This window comes from Methylobacterium sp. 10, from assembly GCF_000519085.1.
Classification (GTDB): Bacteria; Pseudomonadota; Alphaproteobacteria; order Rhizobiales; family Beijerinckiaceae; genus Methylobacterium.
In genome coordinates this window covers 2,941,495-2,965,214 of record NZ_KI912577.1, presented here as the reverse complement: position 1 = coordinate 2,965,214, position 23,720 = coordinate 2,941,495, and the positions used below count along the sequence as shown (strand labels likewise).

Here is a 23,720-nt window from a genome sequence, read left to right as displayed (position 1 = left end):
AAGACCCTATCCGTATGTCCAACCCACCCCGCCCCGACGGTGGCCGCGCGGCACTCGCGGGCTTCGTCACCAATCGCCTCGGCCGCAACGCCAACCGGCAGGCCGCCCCGCGCCCGGAGGCGAAGGCCACGGACGCCTCGGTCCAGAAGTTCGAGTCCCTGCCGGGCTACCGGGAATTGCGGCTCCAGCGTTCAGCTGCCGACCTGATCGGCCTCGGCAATCCGTTCTTCCGGGTCCACGAGACCAAGGCCGGGGCCACCACGCGCATCGCGGGCAAGGGCTTCATCAACTTCTCGTCCTATGATTACCTCGGCCTCAACGGGCACCCGGACGTAAGCCAGGCGGCGCGGCGCGCCATCGACGACTATGGCACGTCCGCCTCGGCGAGCCGGATCGTCGCGGGCGAGCGGCCCGGACATCTCAGCCTCGAACAGGCGCTGGCCGAGCATTACGAGACGGAAGCCTGCGTGGTGATGGTGAGTGGGCACGCCACCAACGTCACCACCATTGGCGCCCTGCTCGAACCCGGCGACGTGATCTTCCACGATGCCTTGAGCCACAACAGCATCGTCACCGGGGCCCAGCTCTCGGGCGCCCAGCGCCGCTCCTTCGCTCATAACGACCTCAACGCTCTGGAAACCCTGCTCGGCGCCACCCGCCACGAGCACCGCCGCGCATTGATTGTGGTTGAGGGCCTCTACAGCATGGACGGCGACGCGCCGGATCTCGCCGGCCTCATCGCCCTGAAGCAGCGCTACGACGCTTGGCTGATGGTGGACGATGCCCACGGGCTCGGCGTCCTCGGGCGGACCGGGATCGGCCTCGCCGAGCATTGCGATGTGGACCCGCGCCTCGTCGACATCTGGATGGGCACGCTGTCGAAGACGTTGTCCTCCTGCGGCGGCTACATCGCCGGTCCGGCCGCGCTGATCGAGTATCTCAAATGCACCGCCGGCGGCTTCATCTACAGCGTCGGCTTGTCCCCGCCCCTGGCCGCCGCCGCCGAAGCCTCACTTGCCCTGATGCATGCGGAGCCGCACCGGGTCGAGCGCCTGCGCCAGAACGGCCACCTGTTCCTGTCCTGCGCCAGGAAGCACGGGCTCGATACCGGCACGAGTCTCGGCCTCGCTGTCATTCCCGTCATCGTGGGGGATTCGCTGAAGTCGGTGACCCTGTCCGACCGCCTCTACAAGCGCGGCATCAACGTGCAGCCGATCATCCACCCGGCGGTGCCCGAGCGCTCGTCGCGCCTGCGCTTCTTCATCACGTCCGAGCATACGCCCGAGCAGATCCGCGAGACCGTGGCGGCCGTGGCCGAGGAACTCGCCGAGATCGAGAAGGGCGGCTCGCTGATCGAGCAGCTCATGGCCAAGCGCGGCAAGCCCTGAGATCTTCCTGCCGACTCGGCCGACCCGGTGGCACGGCATGTCCCGCCACGGGCATGATCCCGAAGCCGGGACCGTCGGCCGGGTGGCTCGACGACGAAACCGGCCTAGCCGCATCGCGAGGGCCGCCCGCGATGCCCGGACAGTCCGTCGTCTTGCCGCTGAAGGCCTCCGGCCGTCTTGCCTTCGCCGTCAGAAAGCGCTGCCCACGCGCACGCCGGTCGTGATCGGCTGGGATGCGGCGGCGAAGACGGAAAGGACCTTCTTGATCTCGGTGAACGGCGCGTTCGAGACGTAGATCATGTCGCGGTTGCGCATGCGGAACGCCTGGGTGAGGAACAGGCTGTTGGGGTCCCGCATGTCGACGCGATAGACCACCGGCACCAGCGGCGTGCCGAGGAGCGGACTTCCGGGCTTCAGGCGGCGCACCACCGGGGCGGGCTCGAAGCGGAACAGGAACGTGCCTGTGGGGTCGGCATCGGCATCGCTCTGGCCGCGTGCCTTGGCCAGCGCCTGCGCCAGGGTGATGCCCTCGGCCTGGAACGGAATCTCGTTGGAGGTGCCGAGCGCGCCGATGGCCAGGAAGGTCTGGGGATCGCGCACCAGGGTGAGGTTGTCGTTGGGGCGCAGGTAGATGTTCTCTTTGGGGTTCGACACCACCGTCGTCAGCGGCACCGTCGCCGTCCTGCCGTTGCGCGACAGGCGGACGAAGGTCTCGCTGACCGGGGCTCTCACGCCGCCAGCCGTGGCGATGACGTCGAGGATGCGATCGCCCTGGGTGCCGAGCGGGACGCGGGCGCCGCCCACCGCCTCACCCCCTACGGTAACGGATTGCGAGACCGGCCGGCTTACGGTGACGATGACCTGGGGCTGGATCGCCTTGCCGGCGAGTTCGGTCTCGATCAGCGCCTGGACGTCCTGAGCACGTCGTCCTGCGACTTTGATCCGGCCGGCATAGGGGACCGAGATGGCGCCATCGCGCGAGACGATCTGCTCTGGCAGCTGAGCCGCCTTCGAGCCCGCGGACATCGAGTTGACCGTGAGCGGACCGGAATAGAGGCCTCCCGAACCTGCTTCGAACACCGAAACGGCGACGGCGTCACCGATCCCGATCACCGGTTCCGAGGGCATGCGTCCGTCACCGAACGAGGAGAGCAGGCTGTCGAGGGGACGTCCGCGCAGGGCCTCGACCACGGCGGAGTTCACGTCGATGAATTCGTAGCGGGCGAAGGTCCCCTCGCTCGTCGCCTGATCCGCGCCGTCCACCACGGCCGAGGTCGACGGGCCGGCGGCGGGCAGGAAGGCGTTGCAGCCGGACACCGTGACGGCGATGGCGATGGCCAGCGTGGCTTTGGGAAACATCGAACTCTCCTCAGACCCGCCCCCACGACGAGTGTCTTGTCGGATCACGTGTCGGTCGGCGGATACGAACCGTCCGTCAGCGCCGGTCTCGGTCGCCGGCCATGGCGGCCGGTGCGCGACCGGTCGTCACGAACGGTCCACTCTTGATAGCGCCAAATCTCTTCGATCGTTTAACGATCGTTCCACTATCGCATTGTCGGAACGTTGCGCGGGGTCGCCTCGGTCACGTTCGTGTCAGCACGATGGTGAGCCGATAGCCGATCGTGGCAGTTCTACCGAGCACCCCGCGACGACTGATCGGAGGAAACGACCGAGCTCGTAGGCGGCGGCATCGGTGCGGTGGGGATCGTCCCTGAAAGTCCCGAACCCGAAGACCGCATATTCCGTGGCCGTGTCGCCGAAGCCCGGCCGGCAGGTGGGCAGGGACGGGGCGTGATCGCCATACACGCACAGGATTGCATCGCGCCCTTCTAGGCCGGCGATCAGGGTCTCCATGGCCCGGCCGGTATGGGAGACGTGGTGAAGGTATTGCGCCAGCGGATCGTCGATGCCGTCGAGCCGGCCGGGCTTCCACGGGCCATGGTTCTCCATCGTCACGGCGAAGACCAAGACGGGTGTCGGTGCCGCCTCCACCTCCGCGAGGATGCGCGCCGCCAGGGCCTCGTCGCCGATATACGGCCCGATGCGCGGAGCTCCGGCGAAATCCTCCTCCATTACCAGGCGCGCGAAGCCGAACCGCCGCATCACCTCGGCGCGATGGAAGAAGTCGCGATGGAAGGGATGGACGAACACGGTGGCGTATCCCGCGGCCACCGCCCGCCGGGCGATGCTCGCCGGCTCGTCGCCGCCGTTGCTGAGGTAGGGATCGTAGCGTCCGAAACCGAGGCTCTCCGGCTCTCTCCCGGTGAGCACCGCGTGTTCCGTCCGCATCGTGTAGGCGCCGTGGGCCGGGACCGTCAGCCGGCCGTGGCGCGAGGCGCGGGTCCGGATCGTCTCCATCAGCGGCAGGGCCGGCCCGCCGAGCCGGGTCGGGTCGATGAAGGATTCAAGCTGGACGACGACCACCACCGGCGCCGGGCTAGACCGGCCGAGCGAGACGTCGTCGCCCGTCTCCACAGGCAGCGGTTCGCTTCTCCAACGCAGGGCATAGGCGATGATCGTGGCCGGCAGCCCGTAGCGGGCGCAATGCGCGTCGAGATCGGGCCGGGGAAATCGGGCCGCGAGCCATGGCGCCAGATTTCCGGTGCTGAGGGCGGAAGCCAGCCCGACGAGGAGGCAGGGCAAACCGATGAGGGCGACGAGGGCGACGCTCGGCTCTTCGGGCAGTGCGGTGGGCTCGATCCAGTACCAGAGGGCGACCAAGGCGAGGCTCGTCCCGAGGGGGATGGCCATGCGCGGATCGGTGAGGGGCCGCGTATAGTAGAGGTCGGGATGGCGCGGTACCTGCCGCAGCAGGGCGAAATCACTGAACACCAGCGGCTCGCCGATCACTGCCTGCTTCAACCGGCTGACCACGACGAGGATCGTGACGGTGAGAAGGCAGGAGAAGGCCGCGAGCCAGGGGCGCCACGAGAAGCAGAACCAGAAAACCGTGAGCAGCGCGTAGCCGGCGAGGCGCAGGGCCAGCTCGGCAGGGCGGCGTCCGATGGGCCGACGATCCGCACCGTCCCACGCCTCGACGGCGAGGGAGCCGATCAGTGCCGAGGCGAGAGCGATGAGGATCGTCATGCCTTGTCGCCTCCTCGTCCGATCCCCCGTCGCGCCCGGATCAGGCGGACGATGGGGTTCAGCACGGCGTAGCGCATTCGCATGATGATCTGTGCCCGGCGGCTAAGGGCGAGTTTCGATGGTGACGCGGCCTCGCGGCTCTCGCTCAGCCGGTCGAGGAGCTGTTCGGGCGTGCAGGGTTTCATCGCCACGGGGTCGAGATAGAGCGGGTAGACGAGGAGTGCGCCTGCCACGAGTTCGTCGAGGGCGAGCCGCCGCCCCCTGTCGGCGCCGGGTGCGAGATCTTCGGTCAGCCCCCAACCCGCATAGAAGGGACGGCCGTGGACCGCCACGCTCAGGCCCCGGATCAGGGCCTCGAACCCCGCGAGCGAGGTCATCGTCTCCACATGATGCGCCCGGTCGAGGAGATCCACGATGGAGAGGCCGGCCACGATCCTGTCGGCCAGGTCCAGAACCTCGGCATCCGGGATCGCGCCGGGCCGGAACCCGGCCTCCACGTCGGGATGCGGTTTGTAGAGGAGGAAGCCTCTCGGATTGCGGGCTCGGGCCGCGCGCAGGAGTTCGAGATTCGAGCGGACATGCGGTGAGCCGTACCGCACCGAGGCATCGTCCTCGACCTGGCCCGGCACCAGCACGATGCGCCGGTCCTCGGGCCAGCCCGATGCGTCTCCCGCAAGTCCGACATTGTATTTCGTCAGGCGCCGTTCGACCACGAGCCGGCGCAGGACGGCAGCCCGGGCCACGAGTTCGGGCGAGAAATCCTCGCTCTTGAGGATGCGGGCGAGGCGGCTATCGGTGCGCGGGTCGTAATAGATGCCGCTATCGTCCACCACGATGGAAGCGCCCGGCTGCAGGCTCGCCCCGAGGCCGACCGAGCGCAGGAACCCGTCCTCGATCCGCGCAAGGGGAATGCCCTGTTCCGTACAGAGCGCCGGCAGTCGTTCAGGCATCCGCGTCGCCCAGGCGAGGATGCGAGCATGACCGGTCCTAGCCTTCGCCACGGCATCTTCGGCGTTCATGGCATGGACAGGCTTGCCGGATGGGCCGCCGACGAAGACATCGAGGGCCGGCCGTTTCCAGCGGGAGATGCCGACGAGGACGGTGGGGCGGTGGTTGTCCCGGAACCGGCCTTCCAGCCATGCTACCTTGTCCCGGCATTCCTCGAACGGGATTGGCCGCCGCGTCCACGGGTCGAACGCGTGGATCCCGGCCTCCCCACCGAACGGGGCGCCGTCGAGGGTGAGACGCAGGGTCGATAGGCCCGTCGCCGGCGAATCGTAGGGGCTGAGCAGCGGCCCGGGGTCGACGGTCAGGATCGTGCGACCGGCCAAGCGCAGGCTCGATGCGGCAAGGCCGCCCCGCCCCCAGACCACTCCGATCGTCCCCGGCTTCCAAGCCGAGCCAAAACCGAGGCCCGTGACGGCTTCGATCTCCGCTCGCAGGGCTCGGACGGGCCGGCTCGTGGCGAGCAGCGATCGTGTGGCGATGGATGCGGCCGAGGGAGATGGCGTCGAAAGGATGGGCAACGGCGCTCGCTGATCCGGTTCGGGGAAGCTTCAGCCATACGACGATCCGTGCCGTCAGGCGATTCGATCTCGTCTTCCGAGGGACGATCGGGGTGGGGTTTCGAAGGGGCCAACAAGGTGCCTTGTTGCCGACACATCACGCCCCCAGGAATTCCGTTAACAAGGCCGTGCTACGGAATTGCCGCGATGCACCAATTCGTGCGATCAGGGCAGTGTACGTGCCCATTCGACACGCCCTTCCCGGGCGCAGGAGCAAGCACTTCCGCATGTTGCCGAAACGCGTAGACACCACACGCGACAGGCCTGCGACCTTCCTGTTTCTGCAGGGGATCGCCTCGCCGTTCTTCGCCGATCTGGGCCGTGCGCTGCTCAAGCGCGGCCATCAGGTGCGACGTATCAACTTCTCTTCAGGCGACTGGTTGTTCTGGCGACTCGGCTCGGACAATTATCGCGGCCCCCGCGAGGGTTGGGACGCCTACGTCGGCGGCTACATGGTCGAGCACGGCGTGACGGATATCGTCCTGTTCGGCGACTGCCGGCCCTATCATGTTGCCGCGCGCGAAGCCGCCGAGCCTCTCGGCATCCGCATCCACGTGTTCGAAGAGGGCTACCTGCGGCCGAACTGGGTCACGTGTGAACTCGGCGGCGTCAACGGCCATTCCTCGTTACCCCGCTGCCCGGACGAGATCCGCGCCATTGCCCGCCGCCTGCCGCGGCCCGGACGCGCGATGCCGGCCAGCGGCGACATGGCCCGCCGCAGCCTGTGGGACGTGGCCTACAACATCGCCAATATCGGGTTTCCCTACTTCTTCCCGCATTTTCGCAGCCATCGGCCGATCCATGTCGCGGCCGAGTATGTGGGCTGGATCAAGAAGTTCGCCGGCCGGAGCCGCACACGGCGCCAGGCACGGGAGCTCAACGAGATCTATGCGGCGCGCAAGGAGGACTATTTCCTGCTGCCGCTGCAACTCGACAGCGACTATCAGATCCGCGTCCACTCGCCCTTCCTCGGGGTGGAAGGGTTCATGGATCGTGTCATCGCGTCCTTTGCCGCCCACGCATCGGAAAGGTCGAGGCTGCTGATCAAGCTCCACCCGCTCGACAGCGGTCTGGTGAACTGGCGCAAGCATGCCCGTAACTCCGCCAGGCGGCACGGCGTGGACGAGCGGCTCGATTTCATCGATGGCGGCGACCTGCCCAACCTCATCGCCGGCAGCAGGGGCGTGGTGCTCGTGAACAGCACCGTGGGGATGCTGTCCCTCGAGCTCGGACGTCCGACCGCCGCTGCGGGCGAGGCGATCTACAATCTGCCCGGCCTGACCCACCAGGCCGGCCTCGACACGTTCTGGACGAAGCCCGAAGCCCCGGACATGGCGCTGATGGCGGATTTCCGCCGGGTCGTCCTCCACCGGACCCAGGTGAATGGCGGCTTCTTCTCTCGCCCGTCCATCGACCGGGCTGTGGCTGGCAGCGTCCTGCGACTGGAATCCCGCCTTCCCGCGCCGGCCCTGGCTGCAGCTCAAGCGATCCGCGAACACTCGACGAGAACCCCGGAACTCGCCCCCGTCTATTGACCGAGTGCCGAGCCTCGGTTCGTTCCCGGCAGGCCGCTGCGTCACGTTATCGGCGCGGCATGAACTTGTCCGAGACCGGGTTCCCGCGTGCCGGAACGATGCCCTAAGCAGGTTCGCATTGGCAAACCAACGCTTCACCTCGCTTAGGCCTTTGAAGTGCCGCAGGTTTTGGGACGCAAAACCGGTGACCACTTTTGCTAAAACCTGCTTAGAACAGGCCCCATGCCCGTCATTCTCATCACTGGTGCGTCGAGCGGTATCGGCGCGGCCCTTGCCCGGCATTACGCCGCGCCCGGCACACACCTCGTCCTCAATGCGCGCGGCATCGAGAGGCTGAATGCCGTCGCCGCCGCGTGCCAAGCCCTCGGTGCAACCGTGGCGACCCGGTCCCTCGACGTGCGCGACAGGCCGGCCGTGGCCGATTGGCTGCGCCAGACGCATGCGGCGTCGCCCCTCGATCTCGTCATCGTCAATGCCGGCATCAATGGCGGCCATCCCGGCGGTGAGATCGAGACCGAGGCCATGGCCTTCGAGACCGTGGACGTGAACCTCAACGGCGCCCTGAACGTCGCCCTGCCCTGCGTCACCCTGATGCTGGCGCGCGGGAGCGGCCAGATCGCCCTGATCTCGTCTCTCGCCGCCTTCGCACCCCTGCCCGACGCGCCGGCCTACAGCGGCACCAAGGCGGCGCTGCTCGCGCATGGACTGGCTTTGCGCGCCAAGCTCGCCCCCCGCGGCATCAAGATGAACGTCGTGACACCCGGCTATGTGAAGACCACCATGGGCGGGGATTACGAGGGCTGGCGCCCGATGGAGATGAGCGCCGAGGAGGCGGCCTCCCGCATCGCGCGCGGCCTCGCGCGCGACCTCGACATCATCGCCTTTCCCGAGCCCCTCGCCTCCCTGGCGCGAGGGTCGGCTCTGCTGCCGGAAGGCCTGCGCCGCCGCTCCATGCGCGGCTTCCGGTTCAAGGTCGGACGCGGCAAGCGATGATCCGCCCGCGCATCGCGCTCTTCGTGCTCGAAGCCCTGCCGAATGCCCGTGCAGTGCGCCGTTTCGTGCGGGACCACGCAGGGGAGATCGCTTTCGTCGGCTTGTCGAATGCCGAGCGTCCGAGCTCCGGCGGTGTCACCGGTCAGGTCCGGCGCCATCTCGCCCGCTCAGGCCCGGCTTTCCTGCCCTATCTCGCGGTGAATTTCGGCCTGCCCGACCTGTTGGCTCCGGCCTCGGGACTGCTGCGGCGCCTGACCGGAGCTGGAGATTCGGCCACGGCGACGCCGCTCAAGGCGTCGTGCCGGACACTGGGCATTCCGACCCTGCGCATCGACGACGTCAACGGGTCGGACGTGGCCCAAGCCTTCGCGACCCATGCGCCGGATCTCATCGTCGCGTTTCATTTCGACCAGATCTTTTCGGCTGCGACCCTGTCGCTGGCGCCGCTCGGGGGACTGAACGTCCATCCCGGCCTGCTGCCGCGCCATCGCGGGCCGGTACCGACGATCCACGCTCTGGCTGAAGAGGATCCCGCCTTCGGCGTCACGATCCATCGCCTGACGCCCGCCATCGACGCGGGGGCGATCCTCGCCCAGGAAGTCTTGGACTTGCCGTCCGGCACCACCGCCACCCGAGCCGCGATCCTGTTGCATGAGCGGGGTCGGATTCTCCTCGACCGGGTGCTCGGCGATCTCGCCTGCGGTTCCCTCGGCGAGGGCGTGGTGGCCGAGAGACTGCCCTATTGCCCGTTTCCAGACCGGGCCTTGCTGGCGGGTCTCGCGAGGCGAAACCGAAAGCTCGTCGATGGCGCCGACCTGCGCGCCGCGCTGAGTGTGAACGCGGCGACCTGAAGGCGCGGACCGGTCGGCGCAGCGGAATCCTTTCCAAAAAAGAACGGCCCGGTCCTGGAGACCGGGCCGTCTGATGACCGTCGCCGACATGGTCTGACGAAGCGAGAACCGCTCCGGCAGACGATGACTTCAGAGGCCGCCGAACTTGTAGTTGAAGCCGGCCTTGATGAGGTTGCCCTCGGTGCTGAAGCGCGAGGTGTAGGAACCGGTGGAGGGAGCGCCGAGGCCCGTGTTGTTCACCAGCACGTTGCGGCTGCCGAGGTCGTAATGCAGGTACTCCGCCTTCAACGTGATGGCGCTGGCGCCAATGAAGCTGCCGATGAAATTGAATCGGTTGAGGAAGCTGTCGGTGGGGATCGCCCACTCGATGCCGCCGCCATAGGCGTAACCGGTCTCCATGTCATTGTAGCGGCCGGCATAGGCCAGAGCGCCGGCGCCGTTGAAGAAGTTGGCGCCGTAATTGACGTTGCCGTAGGCGAAGCCGCCGGTGCCGTAGACGAGGACCGTGTCGAAGGCGTAGCCGATGCGGCCCTGGACGGTGCCGAGATAGTCGAGGCGCTGGCGCAGGTTAGCGGGGTTGAGAGGGCCGCCGGGGGTGCTGCTCGGGCCGAAATAGGCGTAGCTCTTGCTGATGTCGGTCCAGGTCACGTCGGCATTGACGCCGAGGACGAAGCCCGAACCGGGGGTGAGCTGGTAGTTGTAGCCGATACCGCCGCCGACATTGCCGATGCCGTCCTGTTCGGAGCGGAAGGTGCCGGGGCGACGGTCCAGGCGCACGTTCTCGCGCGTGTTGAATTCGTTGCCGGTGGTGCGGATCGTCTGGTTGTCGCTCCAGGCGTAGGAGCTATGGGTGCCGAGATAGAAGCCGGTCCAGGTGAAGACCGGGACGGGGGAGAACACCACCGGGGGGGCGGCGCGGCGCGGAAGATCCGCGGCCGAAGCGGCGCCGGCCAGAAGAACGGAGGCGGTGCCGGCGAGAAGAAACTTCGCGATCATGATGTGGATGTCCGTGGGGGCTGACCTTGAGGTCAAATTAGCCCCTCCCCCACCGCTCGCCTATGACCCGCGAGCCACACCCTGACGTAGAAACGGCTGCCGTCGGCCGATCTCCATCGATACGGCTGCGCAGCCCGTCAGAAATACCGTTCGACATGGCGAAAGGCCGAAGACATCTAGGCCGGTAACGTTTCGATCACCTTTGGTTGAACGCTGAGCCTTCTACCGAGATCGTGCCGGCCGGTGCGAGGACTGGACAACGATTTCATAAGTCGGAGCAAAAACGATGCCGCTGTTCGCGCGATAGGGTGCGGCATCGTTGCTTCAGCCTCCCGCCCGACACACAAGTCGAACATACGATAACGGCCCGGTTCTGGACCGGGCCGGGTCGTCAGCGCGAGAACTTCTTGTACTTGATCTTCTTCGGCATCAGGGAGTCGGCGCCGAGGCGGCGCTTCTTGTCCTCCTCGTAATCCGAGAAGTTGCCCTCGAACCATTCCACGTGGCTCTCGCCTTCGAAGGCGAGGATGTGGGTCGCGATACGGTTCAGGAACCAGCGATCGTGGCTGATGATGACAGCGCAGCCGGCGTAATCCTCCAGTGCCTCTTCGAGGGCCCGCAGGGTCTCCATGTCGAGGTCGTTGGTGGGCTCGTCGAGGAGCAGCACGTTGGCGCCGCCCTTGAGCGTGCGGGCCAGATGCACGCGGTTGCGCTCACCGCCCGACAGGGTGCCGACCTTCTTCTGCTGGTCGGAGCCCTTGAAGGCGAAGGCCGCGCAATAAGCGCGGGAATTGATCTCGCGCTTGTTGAAATAGATGATGTCGTTGCCGCCCGAGACCTCCTGCCAAACCGTGGCACCGGGATCGAGGGCGTCGCGGGACTGGTCGACATAGCCGAGATGCACGGTCTCGCCGACGGCGATGGTGCCGCCGTCGGGCTTCTCCTGGCCGGTGATCATCTTGAACAGCGTCGTCTTACCGGCGCCATTCGGGCCGATGACGCCGACGATGCCGCCGGGCGGCAGCTTGAACGACAGGTCCTCGATGAGCAGCCGGTCGCCGAACGCCTTGTTGAGGTGGTCGAACTCGATGACGTTGTTGCCGAGCCGCTCGTCGATGGGGATGACGATCTGGGCCGAAGCGTCGATCTTGTCGTTCTGCTTGGCCACCAGCTCGTCGTAGCGGGTGATGCGGGCTTTCGACTTCGACTGGCGCGCCTTGGGCGAGGCCGAGATCCATTCCTGCTCGCGGTTGATGGCGCGCTGGCGAGCCATGTCCTCACGGCCTTCCTGGGCGAGGCGCTTCTGCTTCTGGATGAGCCAGGCCGAGTAGTTGCCCTCGTAGGGGTAGCCGCGGGTGCGGTCGAGCTCGAGGATCCAGCCGGTGACGTTGTCGAGGAAGTAGCGATCATGGGTCACGATCAGGATCGCGCCGGGATACTGCTTCAGGTGGCCTTCGAGCCAGTTCACCGTCTCGGCGTCGAGATGGTTGGTGGGCTCGTCCAGGAGGAGCAGTTCCGGCTCCCAGAGCAGCAGCTTGCAGAGCGCCACGCGGCGGCGCTCGCCGCCCGACAGGGTGGCGACGGGCTGCTCGTCGCTGGGGCAGCCGAGGGCCTCCATGGCCTGATCGACCTTGGAATCGAGCTCCCACAGGTCCTTGGCTTCGATCTGGTCCTGGAGAGCGGTCATTTCGTCCGCCGTCTCCTCGGAATAGTTCATGGCGAGTTCGTTGTAGCGGTCGAGGAGCGCCTGCTTCTCGGCGACGCCCTCCATCACGTTCTCGCGCACCGACTTGTTCGGGTCGAGCTGCGGCTCCTGCGGCAGGTAGCCGACGCGGGCGCCCTGGGCGACGAAGCCTTCGCCGGTCCATTCCGTGTCGATGCCGGCCATGATCTTGAGCAGGGTCGACTTGCCCGAGCCGTTGATGCCGAGCACGCCGATCTTGGCGTCCGGATAGAACGACAGATTGACGTTGTCTAAGATCTTCTTGCCGCCGGTATAGGTCTTGGTCAGACCCTTCATATGGTAGATGAATTCGCGCGCCATGAGCGTCCGGTATCCTTGACTGTTGCTGGGCGGCTTGGCGCGTGGGCGCTGGATCGGCCGCCGGGAATGGCGTGGGTGGGCCTTGCCGCGGAGGTCGCGCGCCATGAAAAGCGGCGCGCGTTGCTCCGGTCTGCCCGGGCCGTCCCGCGTGCGGCGGCGTCGGACGGCGGCGAGCCGTCCTCGAAACCGCACCGCGTCGGACGATGGCTGGAAGTATCAGGGCGGCGGGTCAGCGGCAAGAACGGGTATGCTGCGGGAGCGGGCGACGGCCGGTCTTTCCGAGCCCGCCCCGTTGTCGGATCACGCGAACGGGTTCTCGACCGTCCGGGAGTTTGATGCGGAGCGCGGCGCCTCTTCCGGCAGGTCGCTGGCTTCGAGCGCGGCCACGATCGCGTCGGCGACCGCCTTGAGCTTGCGCGCGCGATCCAGTCCCATCCTGTCGCGCGGCAAGTCGAGGCTGCCGTGAACGGCGATCGACTCCGACCCGTTCTCCACGGAGAGCCCCCCGATGGTCTCGACGGTGGCGTCGTCCGCGAAGGGGGTGAAGGTCGGGGCGGGCGCCTTCGTCTCGGCCGTGCTCTTCATCTCTGTCTCCAACGAATCATCAGAGGATCGATCTCAGGACTTCGCGGAGTAGGCGCCGCGCGATGCGGTGAAGCGCTGCGAGTGCCCATTCGCTAAAACCCGGTTCCTCGCGCACGCGCCCTTTCGGACGGTCGCCGTCCGTGGCGCCTCTGGAATAGGTGCGCGGCTCGGGCAGGTCCATCGCCGTCGCGACGAGGCCGGGAAAGACATCGATGCCCGACAGGGTGGTCAGTTCGTCGAGGGGGACCGACCGCCATTCCGCATCGGCGCGGTTCGCCACGAGATAGGCCGCCGCTTCCCGACGCACGGGATCGTAGACCGCCTTGAACAGCGATGTCGGCACGAGGACGCGGCCGTCGAGGGAGTCGATCGTGCTGCCCGCATAGATCGTCCCGGTGACGACGAAGAGGCGCCCCCGCGCGACAGCGAGGCGGCGGACGCTCTCCTCGATCGCGGCCCACAGGCCCCGGTTCAGGGTGCGATCCTGGGGCACGACGTTGGCGAGGCTGAACGACTCGGCTTGCGCCGCCGCGCTTGGCATATCTCCGGCCGGTGCCATGTGGCCCCGGTCGAAGCCGCTCCGGACGTAGTCCTCGAGCCGGGCACGGTCGGATTTCGACAGACGGTCCTCCTCGTGGAAGGAATCCGTCCGGTCGACGGTGCGCGCCCTGGCGACGCTCGCCCGAGTCAAGAGTTCGGAGGCGTAGACGGGGGTGCGCGACATGCCCGAATGCAGCACCGCGAAGGCTTCGTAGCAAAGGCTCGTCGTCTCGCGGGCGAGCTTGCGGTTGGCGAGAACCGGGGCTTGTCCCTTCGCGAAGCTGGAGGGGCAGGCAAACTCCGCTCTACCCTCGCTGGCCGGCCACGCGACGCAGACGAGGAGAAAGCACGCCGCAGCCGAACGCCGTCCGTTCCGCCGCATCGGGAGGGTCAATGGCAGATCCGCACCTTGCGCGTGCCAGAGGGCGTCGGTCGCCAGCGATAGGCGCAGGGCCGCCCGAGGGTGCCGCCGAAAGGCTCGACCCGGCGGTCGGGTTGCTGCGACGAGCCGTGGTTCCGGCAGCCGTCGAGCCTGTCGCAGGGCAGTCTCAATTCGAGGACGGGCGCCGGGATCGAGAGCGGCGAGGCCGACGAAGGGTCAGGACAAAGCGTCACACAGGCTGAAAGCCCCATCGACAGCAGCGCGGACAGGCGGCGAAAGCAGTTCATCTCGGCTCGCGGCGAAGTCATCGATGGCGGAAAAGCCATTCTTCGACATTGATCGATCGGTCGCAAATCCCTACCTCCCGTGGCCATTCGAACGCTCAAAAGCTTGGGAAGCGGTCAGCGGACCTGCAACGTCGGCGTGGTATTGACCGATAGTGGCGTTATAGTGCGCAGCGGGCATGGCGGCGCCGCAGCGCGGAATGTTGTCATCGTCAGGATCGTGGGCCCCTGCCCGAAGCCGATAGCGGCAGGTGGGGCGCCCTGTCGATCCGTTATCCGATTCAAAGAAGTGAGTGAGCCATTGTCACGGATAGAAACCTCGATCCTCGACGGGCTTGACGAGACGTCTGCTCTTCGGGCGCTTCCCGAGAGCCGGCTTCAGGCGGTGGCGGACGCGGTGCGTCAGGAGATGATCGACGCGGTGTCGGTGACGGGCGGTCACCTCGGGTCGGGCCTGGGCGTGGTCGAGCTGACGGTGGCCCTGCATCACGTGTTCGAGACGCCCGACGACCGGATCGTGTGGGATGTCGGGCATCAGGCCTATCCGCACAAGATCCTGACCGGGCGGCGCGACCGGATCCGGACCCTGCGCCAGCCGGGCGGGCTGTCGGGCTTCACCAAGCGCTCGGAGAGCGTCTACGACCCGTTCGGGGCGGCGCATTCCTCGACCTCGATCTCGGCGGCTTTGGGCATGGCGGTGGCGCGCGACCTCGACGAGGCGTCGGCCAAGGCCAAGGGGGCGCCCGCGCCCAGGCGCCGCAACATGATCGCGGTGATCGGCGACGGCTCGATGTCGGCGGGCATGGCCTACGAGGCGATGAACAATGCCGGCGCGCTGCATTCGCGGCTGATCGTGATCCTGAACGACAACGACATGTCGATCGCCCCGCCGGTGGGGGCGATGTCGGCCTATTTCGCGCGTCTGGCCTCGGGCGGCACGTATCGCGGCCTGCGCGAGACCGCCAAGCAGCTCGGCAAGCTCCTTCCGAAGGCGATCTACCAGCGCGCGGCGGCGGCCGAGGAATATGCCCGCTCCCTGGTGGTGGGCGGCGGCACGATGTTCGAGGAGATGGGGTTCCATTACGTCGGCCCGGTCGACGGCCATAACCTCGACCACCTGCTGCCGATCCTGAAGAACGTGCGCGACTCGGACCAGGGCCCGATCCTGCTCCACGTGGTGACGCAGAAGGGCAAGGGCTACGCCCCGGCCGAGGCCTCCGCCGACCGCTACCACGGGGTGGTGAAGTTCGACGTGCTGTCGGGGGTGCAGGCCAAGGCCAAGCCGAACGCGCCGGCCTATACCCGCGTCTTCGGCGAGAGCCTGATCAAGGCGGCGGATGCCGACGACAAGGTCGTGGCGATCACCGCCGCGATGCCGGGCGGCACCGGGATCGACCTGTTCGGCAAGGCGCATCCGGACCGGACCTTCGATGTGGGCATCGCCGAGCAGCATGCGGTGACGTTCGCGGGCGGTCTGGCGACGGAGGGCTACAAGCCGTTCGTGGCGATCTACTCGACCTTCCTTCAGCGGGCCTACGACCAGGTCGTTCACGACGTGGCGTTGCAGAACCTGCCCGTGCGGTTCTGCCTCGACCGGGCGGGACTGGTGGGCGCGGACGGGGCGACCCATGCCGGCGCCTTCGATCTCGCCTATCTGTGCTGCCTGCCGAACATGGTCGTGATGGCGGCCTCCGACGAGGCCGAACTGGTGCACATGGTGGCGACCCAGCATGCCCACGATACCGGCCCGATCGCCCTGCGCTACCCGCGCGGCGAGGGGGTGGGCGTGGATCTGCCCGAGCGCGGCGAGGCCCTGCCCATCGGCAAGGGCCGGATCGTCAAGCGCCCCGAGAATGCACGGGTGGCGCTGCTGAGCCTGGGCACGCGCCTGTCGGAGGCTCTGAAGGCCGCCGACCTGCTCGAGAGCGCCGGGGTCGCCGTGAGCGTGGCGGATGCGCGCTTCGCCAAGCCCCTGGACGAGGCGATGATCCTCGATCTGGCGGCGAGCCACGAGGTCCTGGTCACCCTGGAAGAGGGGTCGGTGGGCGGCTTCGGCGCCATGGTGCTGCATCTCCTGTCGGAGAAGGGCGCTCTCGACACGGGCCGGGTGCGGGTGCGGACGCTGACGCTGCCGGACACCTACCAGGACCACAACAGCCCGGAGGCGATGTACGCCGAGGCCGGCCTCGACGCCGACGGCATCGTCAGGACCGTCCAGGCAGCGCTGCCCGAGCAGAAGGCCGGGCGTCTGCGTCTCGCCTGACCCTCCTGCCGGGCGTGTGGCCGCGCACGGAACTCTCCGTGTGTGGCAGCGCTGCGCTTGTTCGCCTTCCCGTTCGATGGGAAAAGGCCGGGCATGACGTGCCGATCCGGCACGTATTCCTATCCGATTCCCAGACCTTACGAGAGACATGACAGAGGCCCCCCCTCCCGGCAGGTTCGACGAGAGCCGTTTCGATGCCGGCCCGGTTCTCATTACCGGAGCGAGTGGGTTCCTTGGTGCCGCTCTCGTGGACGTGTTCCGCAAGGCCGGCTTCTCCGTGCGGATCATGGTGCGGGCCTCGTCCCCGCGCACCAACCTCGTCTGGAACGACGTCGAGATCGTCGAGGGCGACATGCGCGACCGCGTATCGGTCGCCGCCGCGCTCGCTGGCCAGCGCTACCTCGTCCATGCCGCCGCCGATTATCGGCTCTGGGCGCCGGACCCGGAAGAGATCGTCCGTACCAACCGCGACGGCGCCGTCATCCTTATGGAGGAGGCCCTCCGCGCGGGTATCGAGCGGATCGTCTATACGTCGAGCGTCGCCACCATAAAACCGCATGACGACGGCACGCCCGCCGACGAGACGCGGCCCCTCACCCCCGGCACGGCCATCGGCGCCTACAAGCGCAGCAAGGTCGTCTCCGAACGTGTGGTCGAGGAGATGGCGGCCCGCAACGGCCTGCCCGTGGTCATCGTCAACCCGTCGACGCCCATCGGCCCCCGCGACGTGAAGCCGACGCCGACCGGGCGTATCATCGTGGAAGCGGCCCTCGGGCGGATGCCGGCCTTCGTCGATACCGGCCTCAACCTCGCCCATGTGGACGATGTGGCCTACGGCCATCTTCTCGCCCTGCGCCATGGCCGCACCGGTGAACGCTACATCCTCGGCGGCGAGAACGTTCTCCTGTCGCAGATGCTCGCCGACATTGCCGGCATGGTCGGCCGCAAGCCGCCGACGATCAACCTGCCGCGCGCCGTGGTCTATCCGATCGCGTTCGTCTCCGAGCAGCTCGCGCGGATCACCGGCAAGGCTCCGTTCGCCACCATCGACGGCATCAGGATGTCGCGCTACCGCATGTTCTTCACCGATGCCAAGGCACGGGCCGAGCTCGGCTACACCGCGCGGCCCTATCGCGAGGGCCTGTCGGACGCCCTCGCCTGGTTCCGCCAATCGGGGTACGTGAAGTGAGTGCCCATCTCGACACCGCGACGGATGCGCGATCGGGCAAGGGGCACAAGGACGAGAACTTCCCCGTCGCCTCCCATCTGATTCATCCGAAGAATCGCGGCGCCATCCTGGCGTTCTACGATTTCGTGCGTGCGGGCGACGACGTCGCCGACCATGCCGAACTGTCGTCCGAGCGCAAGGTCGAGCTTCTCGACGATCTCGCCGACGCCTTGACCGGTAAGGGGCCCTCCGACCGCGAGGCGGAGCCGCTGAAGCGGGAACTCGCGGCGCGCGGCCTTCCGGCGACGCATGCCCTCGAACTGCTCGACGCCTTCCGCCTCGACGCGCGGAAGAACCGGTATGAGGATTGGGACGACCTCATCGCCTATTGCCGGCTCTCGGCCATGCCCGTGGGGCGCTTCGTTCTCGACGTCCATGGCGAGGACCCGGCCGTGGTCTGGGGGCCGTCGGATGCGATCTGCGCCGCGCTCCAGATCATCAACCATCTCCAGGATTGCGCGAAGGATTACCGTCGCAACGACCGGGTCTACTTGCCGCGGGACGTGCTGGAACGCCACGGCGTCTCCGTGGAGGCGCTTGCCGCCGACAAGGCATCCCCTGCCCTGCGCGCCGTTATCCGTGAACTCGCCGAGCGGACCATGGTCCTCCTCGACGAGGGCGCCGTGCTGCCCGACCTGATCGACGACCTGCGCCTGAGCCTCGAGATCGCGGCGATCCACCGCCTCGCCGTGGTACTCACGAAGGGGCTGCTTACCCGCGACCCGCTCTCCGAGAAGGTGCATCACGGCAAGGCGGGGTTCGCCCTTACCGCTCTCGGCGGGATCGCCGCGACCCTTGCGCGGCGTCCGCTTCGCTCGCGCATTCTCCGCCGTCAAGCCACGCGTGTCGCGAGCCACGGAGCCCGGCCATGAGCGCCACCGCATCTCCCGCTTCCACGGCCTCGGAGGCGCAGGACGCCTCTCTGCCGGCGGCCGGCTCTTCGTTCTACACCGCCATGCGGCTGCTGCCGAAGGATCGCCGCGAGGCGATGTACGCGGTCTACGCCTTCTGTCGCTCGGTGGACGACGTCGCCGACGATGGTGGGCCCGCGGCCATCCGCGCGGCGGAACTCGACCGCTGGCGCGCCGATATCGACGCCCTCTATGCCGGCAATCCGGCTGCGCGCGTGCGCGACCTCGTGGTGCCCATCCAGCGCTATGGCCTCATGCGGGAAGATTTCCAGGCGGTTATCGATGGCATGGCGATGGATGCGTTCGAGGACATCGTCGCCCCTGACGAGGCGACCCTCGATCTCTATTGCGACAGGGTCGCCAGCGCGGTCGGGCGACTGTCCGTGCGAATCTTCGGCCTGCCGGAGGCCGACGGCATCCGCCTCGCCCATCACGAGGGCCGCGCTCTGCAGCTCACCAATATCCTGCGCGACATCGATGAGGATGCCGAGCGCGGCCGCCTCTACCTGCCCCGCGAGAAGCTTGCCGCCATCGGCCTCGCCGATCCGACGCCCCAGGCCGCCATCGCCCATCCCCGCATCGGCGAGGTCTGCATCGCCGTGGCGAGGGAGGCGCAAGACCATTACCGCGAGACCTGGACGATCATCGACCGCAATCCGCGCAAGGAGACGAAGGCCCCTCGCCTGATGGCGGCGGCTTACCGGCTCTATCTCGACGCGGTGCTGAAGCGCGGTTGGGCCATGCCCCGCGCCCGCGTGAAACCCTCGAAGCTCGCTCTTCTGGGCGTTGCGCTTCGTCACGGGATCCTGTGATGACGGGAATACAGACCGGAACGGTCCATGTCGTCGGCGCGGGGCTCGCGGGGCTGTCGGCCGCCGTGTCGCTTGTCGATCAGGGGCGCCACGTCATCGTCCACGAGGCCGCCAAGCAGGCGGGCGGGCGCTGCCGGTCCTATTTCGACCCGACGCTCGGCCTGACCATCGACAACGGCAACCATCTGCTGCTGTCGGGCAACCGCTCGTCCCTCGACTTCCTGAAGCTCGTGGGCGCCCCCGCCGATGCGCTGACCGGGCCGGACGAGGCAGAGTTCCCCTTCGCCGACCTGAAGACCGGCGAACGCTGGACCCTGCGGCCGAATGCCGGACGGGTGCCGTGGTGGGTGCTGCAGGCCTCGCGCCGCGTGCCCGGCAGCCGGGCCATGGATTACCTCGCGCCCCTGAGCATTCTCCGGGCAGCCTCGGGCAAGGCGCCGGGTCGCGGCGGCACGATCGGCGAACGCATGGAATGCTCGGGGCCGCTCTACGAGCGCCTCTGGCATCCGGTGCTGCTCGCCGCCCTCAACACCGATCCGCAGGAGAGCGATGTCGGCCTCGCCGCCACGATCCTGCGCGAGACCCTGGGCGCGGGCGGCGCCGCCTGCCGGCCGCTCATCGCCGTCGGCGGCCTTTCGGTCGCCTTCATCGATCCTGCCCTTGCCTATCTGGCCCGTCACGGCGCCGAGATGCGTTTCGGCCGGCGCCTGCGCGGTCTGGGTGCCGATGCCGGTCGAGTCGATACCCTGCTGTTCAGCGACGAATCCATCACGCTCGGCCCCGACGATTCGGTGGTGCTGGCCTTGCCGCCCTGGGTGGCGTCCGATCTGCTGCCGGGCCTGGCCGTTCCGCAATCCTACCGATCGATCGTCAATGCTCACTTCGCGATCCTTCCTCCACAGGGCTCGCCGTTATTGCTCGGCGTGGTGAATGGTCTGACGGAATGGCTGTTCGCCTATCCGGACCGACTGTCGGTGACCATCAGCGGCGCCGATCGCCTGCTCGATGTGCCGCGCGAAGACTTGGCCAGAAGGATCTGGGCCGAGCTCTCGACTTTGACCGGACTTGCACCGGAACTGCCAAGCTGGCAGATCGTCAAGGAGAAACGGGCGACCTTCGCGGCGACGCCCGAAGAGGCTGCACGGCGCGCGAGCGCCGTGACGGCCCACGACAATCTCGTCCTGGCAGGCGACTGGACCGCGACCGGCCTGCCATCGACGATCGAGGGGGCGATCCGTTCGGGAACGACGGCCGCACAGGCGCTTCTCAAGGGAGCGCATGGACGCGGTGAAGCTATGACGCGCGGCGCGGCGTGAGGGAGGGGCCGCGTCAGGCGGCGCTTGAGGCGAGGACGATGCGAGAGGCATTCAAGAAGGTCGAGACGCTCCAGCGTCCCAAGACCCAGGAAATTTCCCTGGACGACGTCGAGCATGGAGTCATGCGGGCGACGCAGGCCCTGACGAAACTCGTCCACGCGGACGGCCATCTGTGCTTCGAGCTCGAGGCGGATGCGACGATCCCGTCCGAATACATCATGTTCCACCAGTTCCGGGCGACGACCATCCCGCCCGACCTGATGGCCAAGATCGGAAACTATCTGCGCCGTACGCAGGGCAAGCATGGCGGCTGGTCGCTGGTCCACGACGGGCCGTTCGACATGAGCGCCAGCGTGAAGGCGTATTATGCGCTCAAATTCGTCGGCGATTCCATCGAGTCTCCGCATATGCGGCGCGCCCGCGAGGCCATCCTGTCGCGCGGTGGGGCCGCCAATTCCAACGTGTTCACGCGCTTCCTGCTGGCTTTGTTCGGCGAGGTGCCATGGCGCGCCGTGCCGGTGATGCCCGTCGAAATCATGCATCTGCCGAAGTGGTTTCCCTTCCACCTCGACAAGATCTCCTACTGGGCGCGCTGCGTGATCGTGCCCCTGCTGGTGCTGCAGGCCAAGAAGCCCCTCGCCAAGAACCCCCTCGGGCTCGGCGTCGCCGAATTGTTCGTGACGCCCCCGGACCACGTCCGGTCCTGGCCCGGCAGCCCGCATGCAACCTGGCCCTGGACGCCGATCTTCGGCGCCATCGACCGGCTGCTGCAGGTTACGCAGGATTATTTCCCGAAGAAGCGGCGTCAGCGCGGCATCGACAAGGCCGTGGCCTGGACGAGCGAGCGGCTCAACGGCGAGGACGGCCTCGGCGCCATCTTCCCGGCCATGGTCAACACCGTGCTGATGTACGAGGTGCTCGGCTATCCCGCCGATCATCCGCAGGTGCGGATCGCCTGCGAGGCGGTCGAGAAGCTCGTCGTGGTCAAGGAGCACGAGGCCTACGTCCAGCCCTGTCTTTCGCCGGTCTGGGACACGGCCCTGGCCGGTCATGCCCTGCTGGAAGCCGGTGGACCCGATGCCGAGCATCAGGCACGGCGCGGCCTCGACTGGCTGCGTCCGCTCCAGGTGCTTGACATCAAGGGTGACTGGGCGGCCGGACGCCCCAATGTCCGCCCCGGCGGCTGGGCATTCCAATACGCCAACCCGCACTTTCCCGACCTCGACGACACCGCCGTGGTGGTAATGGCCATGGACCGGGCGACGCGCCAGCACGGTCTCGTCGCCGACGTGCCGGATTACGCCGTCTCCATCGCCCGCGCCCGCGAATGGGTCGAGGGCCTGCAATCGAGCGATGGCGGCTGGGCGGCCTTCGACGCCGACAACAACCACCATTATCTCAACAACATCCCGTTCTCGGATCACGGCGCTCTGCTCGATCCGCCAACTGCCGACGTTACGGCACGCGTCGTCTCGATGCTCTCGCAACTGGGCGAGACCCGCGAGACCTCGAAGGCTCTCGATCGCGGCGTGAAATACCTCCTCGACGATCAGGAGGAGGACGGCTCCTGGTACGGCCGGTGGGGCATGAACTTCATCTACGGCACTTGGTCGGTGCTGTGCGCCCTCAACGCCGCTGGCGTCGACCCGGCCTCACCGGAGATCCGCCGGTCGGTGGCCTGGCTCATCCGCATCCAGAATCCGGATGGCGGTTGGGGAGAGGACGCCTCGTCCTACAAGATCGATCCGGCCTTCGAGCCCGGCTACTCTACCGCCTCCCAGACCGCCTGGGCACTTCTGGCGCTGATGGCAGCCGGTGAGGCCGACGATCCGGCCGTGACGCGGGGCATCAACTACCTCACGCGCACGCAGGGAGCCGACGGGTTCTGGTCTGAGGAGCGCTACACGGCCACCGGTTTCCCGCGGGTGTTCTACCTGCGCTACCATGGTTACCCGAAGTTCTTCCCGCTCTGGGCCATGGCCCGCTACCGCAACCTCAAGCGCAGCAACACGCGGTCCGTCGCATACGGGATGTGATCGGCCAGCTTTCGTGGCTGTCTCCTTCTCCCCCCTTTGCGGGAGAAGGTGGCCACGCGCTGGGTCGGACGAGGGGAGTGCCACCTCCAGAGAGGTCGTCTCCTCTCCCGCCTGCTCCGCAGGCACCCTCCCCCGCAGAGAGGAAGGGACTTCGCGTTCCGGATCATCGCATGCTCCCCATCCTCGCCGTCACCGGCCTCTCCAAGGAAGCCCGGCTCGCCGCCGGTCCCGGCGTCGAGGCCGTGGGAGCGGGTGGATCTCCTCAGCGCTTGCGCGCCCTGCTCGACCTCCGCAGGGAGCCCGGATGCCGTGCCGTGATCAGCTTCGGCATCGCCGGAGGGCTCGCTCCGGCCCTGGTTGCCGGTGACGTGGTCATCGCCACCGGCATCGTCACCGAGACAGGGCGTCGCGAGACCGATCCCGGCTACCGCGACGCGCTCGTCTCCGCCCTGTCCCGGGGGGGAGTAAAAGTCTTGGCCGCCGACCTCGCCGGTGTCGATGCCGCGATCATGAGCGTCGAGGCGAAGGCCGGTCTCCACGCCCGCACCGGCGCGATGGCGGTCGATATGGAATCCCATGTCGCCGCAAAGTTCGCGGCCCGACATGGGATTCCCTTCGCGGCGATCCGGGTGGTCTGCGACCCGGCCGACCGCGCGCTGCCCGCCTTCGTCGCCACAGCGTTGAAGCCGAACGGCGATCCCGACATTCTCGCCGTTCTTGCGGCACTCGCCCGGCGACCCTCGCACCTGCCGGCGCTGATCCGCCTCGCCCGCGATTCGGGGCGAGCCTTCGCGGCACTCTCCCAGTGTCGGGTCACCCTCGGCACCGGCTTCGGCCTGCCAAGCCTCTGACGCTTCCGGACGTCACCTCGGCGCACACGAAAAAGCCCCGCGATGCATCGGCA

At 67.6% G+C, this 23,720-nt stretch carries 19 protein-coding genes; 11 read left to right on the top strand and 8 right to left on the bottom strand.

Annotated elements, in window-relative coordinates; genetic code table 11:
- Positions 1 to 14: 14 nt before the first annotated feature.
- Positions 15 to 1,388 carry an aminotransferase class I/II-fold pyridoxal phosphate-dependent enzyme gene (locus K368_RS0113710; protein WP_027172910.1) on the top strand — a complete coding sequence of 458 codons (1,374 nt, stop codon included), beginning with the start codon at positions 15 to 17 and terminating at the stop codon, positions 1,386 to 1,388.
- A gap of 189 nt (positions 1,389 to 1,577) precedes the next feature.
- Here K368_RS0113710 and K368_RS0113705 read toward each other — a convergent pair whose 3' ends face one another.
- The 3 genes from K368_RS0113705 to K368_RS0113695 all read right to left on the bottom strand — a co-directional run bounded on the left by K368_RS0113705 (position 1,578) and on the right by K368_RS0113695 (position 5,962).
- Positions 1,578 to 2,747: a polysaccharide biosynthesis/export family protein gene (locus K368_RS0113705; RefSeq protein WP_027172909.1), complete on the bottom strand. Its 1,170-nt coding sequence runs from the start codon at positions 2,745 to 2,747 to the stop codon at positions 1,578 to 1,580.
- A gap of 234 nt (positions 2,748 to 2,981) precedes the next feature.
- Positions 2,982 to 4,475 (bottom strand): LTA synthase family protein, encoded by a 1,494-nt coding sequence (locus tag K368_RS24655; protein ID WP_051439875.1) that lies wholly within the window; start codon positions 4,473 to 4,475, stop codon positions 2,982 to 2,984.
- Positions 4,472 to 5,962, bottom strand: coding sequence for a capsular biosynthesis protein (locus tag K368_RS0113695; RefSeq protein WP_036267001.1), 1,491 nt, complete (start codon positions 5,960 to 5,962; stop codon positions 4,472 to 4,474). Before K368_RS0113695 ends, K368_RS24655 begins: the two co-directional genes overlap by 4 nt.
- A gap of 305 nt (positions 5,963 to 6,267) precedes the next feature.
- On the opposite strand from K368_RS0113695, the gene K368_RS0113690 reads away from it, so the two are divergent.
- The 3 genes from K368_RS0113690 to K368_RS0113680 all read left to right on the top strand — a co-directional run bounded on the left by K368_RS0113690 (position 6,268) and on the right by K368_RS0113680 (position 9,419).
- Positions 6,268 to 7,575, top strand: coding sequence for a capsular biosynthesis protein (locus tag K368_RS0113690; RefSeq protein WP_027172907.1), 1,308 nt, complete (start codon positions 6,268 to 6,270; stop codon positions 7,573 to 7,575).
- A gap of 222 nt (positions 7,576 to 7,797) precedes the next feature.
- Positions 7,798 to 8,568 (top strand): SDR family NAD(P)-dependent oxidoreductase, encoded by a 771-nt coding sequence (locus tag K368_RS0113685; protein ID WP_027172906.1) that lies wholly within the window; start codon positions 7,798 to 7,800, stop codon positions 8,566 to 8,568.
- Entirely contained in the window at positions 8,565 to 9,419 is an 855-nt protein-coding gene (locus tag K368_RS0113680) for a formyltransferase family protein (protein ID WP_027172905.1), read from the top strand. The genes K368_RS0113685 and K368_RS0113680 overlap by 4 nt, the downstream gene beginning before the upstream one ends.
- 129 nt (positions 9,420 to 9,548) lie before the next feature.
- Here the strand turns inward: K368_RS0113680 and K368_RS0113675 are convergent, their stop codons facing one another.
- From K368_RS0113675 to K368_RS26675, 5 genes are all read right to left on the bottom strand, one after another.
- The gene (locus K368_RS0113675; RefSeq protein ID WP_027172904.1) at positions 9,549 to 10,415 is read right to left on the bottom strand and encodes a porin family protein; all 867 of its coding nucleotides are present in this window, start codon (positions 10,413 to 10,415) and stop codon (positions 9,549 to 9,551) included.
- A gap of 391 nt (positions 10,416 to 10,806) precedes the next feature.
- Positions 10,807 to 12,459 (bottom strand): energy-dependent translational throttle protein EttA, encoded by a 1,653-nt coding sequence (ettA, locus tag K368_RS0113670; RefSeq protein WP_027172903.1) that lies wholly within the window; start codon positions 12,457 to 12,459, stop codon positions 10,807 to 10,809.
- A 300-nt stretch (positions 12,460 to 12,759) separates the two neighbouring features.
- The gene (locus K368_RS0113665) at positions 12,760 to 13,044 is read right to left on the bottom strand and encodes a hypothetical protein (RefSeq protein ID WP_027172902.1); all 285 of its coding nucleotides are present in this window, start codon (positions 13,042 to 13,044) and stop codon (positions 12,760 to 12,762) included.
- Positions 13,045 to 13,063: 19 nt separating this feature from the next.
- Positions 13,064 to 13,978: a DNA/RNA non-specific endonuclease gene (locus K368_RS0113660; protein WP_027172901.1), complete on the bottom strand. Its 915-nt coding sequence runs from the start codon at positions 13,976 to 13,978 to the stop codon at positions 13,064 to 13,066.
- Complete coding sequence (locus K368_RS26675; RefSeq protein ID WP_210164104.1) at positions 13,975 to 14,274, bottom strand: hypothetical protein; 300 nt, start codon at positions 14,272 to 14,274, stop codon at positions 13,975 to 13,977. Before K368_RS26675 ends, K368_RS0113660 begins: the two co-directional genes overlap by 4 nt.
- A gap of 277 nt (positions 14,275 to 14,551) precedes the next feature.
- On the opposite strand from K368_RS26675, the gene dxs reads away from it, so the two are divergent.
- The 7 genes from dxs to K368_RS0113625 all read left to right on the top strand — a co-directional run bounded on the left by dxs (position 14,552) and on the right by K368_RS0113625 (position 23,667).
- On the top strand, positions 14,552 to 16,513 hold the full coding sequence (gene dxs, locus K368_RS0113655) for a 1-deoxy-D-xylulose-5-phosphate synthase (RefSeq protein WP_027172900.1): 1,962 nt from the start codon (positions 14,552 to 14,554) through the stop codon (positions 16,511 to 16,513).
- A 148-nt stretch (positions 16,514 to 16,661) separates the two neighbouring features.
- Complete coding sequence (hpnA, locus tag K368_RS0113650) at positions 16,662 to 17,702, top strand: hopanoid-associated sugar epimerase (protein WP_027172899.1); 1,041 nt, start codon at positions 16,662 to 16,664, stop codon at positions 17,700 to 17,702.
- Positions 17,699 to 18,613: a squalene synthase HpnC gene (gene hpnC, locus K368_RS0113645; protein WP_027172898.1), complete on the top strand. Its 915-nt coding sequence runs from the start codon at positions 17,699 to 17,701 to the stop codon at positions 18,611 to 18,613. Before hpnA ends, hpnC begins: the two co-directional genes overlap by 4 nt.
- Positions 18,610 to 19,464 (top strand): presqualene diphosphate synthase HpnD, encoded by an 855-nt coding sequence (hpnD, locus tag K368_RS0113640; RefSeq protein ID WP_027172897.1) that lies wholly within the window; start codon positions 18,610 to 18,612, stop codon positions 19,462 to 19,464. Before hpnC ends, hpnD begins: the two co-directional genes overlap by 4 nt.
- The gene (gene hpnE / locus K368_RS0113635) at positions 19,464 to 20,780 is read left to right on the top strand and encodes a hydroxysqualene dehydroxylase HpnE (RefSeq protein WP_027172896.1); all 1,317 of its coding nucleotides are present in this window, start codon (positions 19,464 to 19,466) and stop codon (positions 20,778 to 20,780) included. Before hpnD ends, hpnE begins: the two co-directional genes overlap by 1 nt.
- Positions 20,781 to 20,818: 38 nt before the next feature.
- Positions 20,819 to 22,816 carry a squalene--hopene cyclase gene (gene shc, locus K368_RS0113630; protein ID WP_027172895.1) on the top strand — a complete coding sequence of 666 codons (1,998 nt, stop codon included), beginning with the start codon at positions 20,819 to 20,821 and terminating at the stop codon, positions 22,814 to 22,816.
- 170 nt (positions 22,817 to 22,986) lie between these two features.
- Positions 22,987 to 23,667, top strand: coding sequence for a phosphorylase (locus tag K368_RS0113625; protein ID WP_027172894.1), 681 nt, complete (start codon positions 22,987 to 22,989; stop codon positions 23,665 to 23,667).
- Positions 23,668 to 23,720 lie beyond the last annotated feature (53 nt).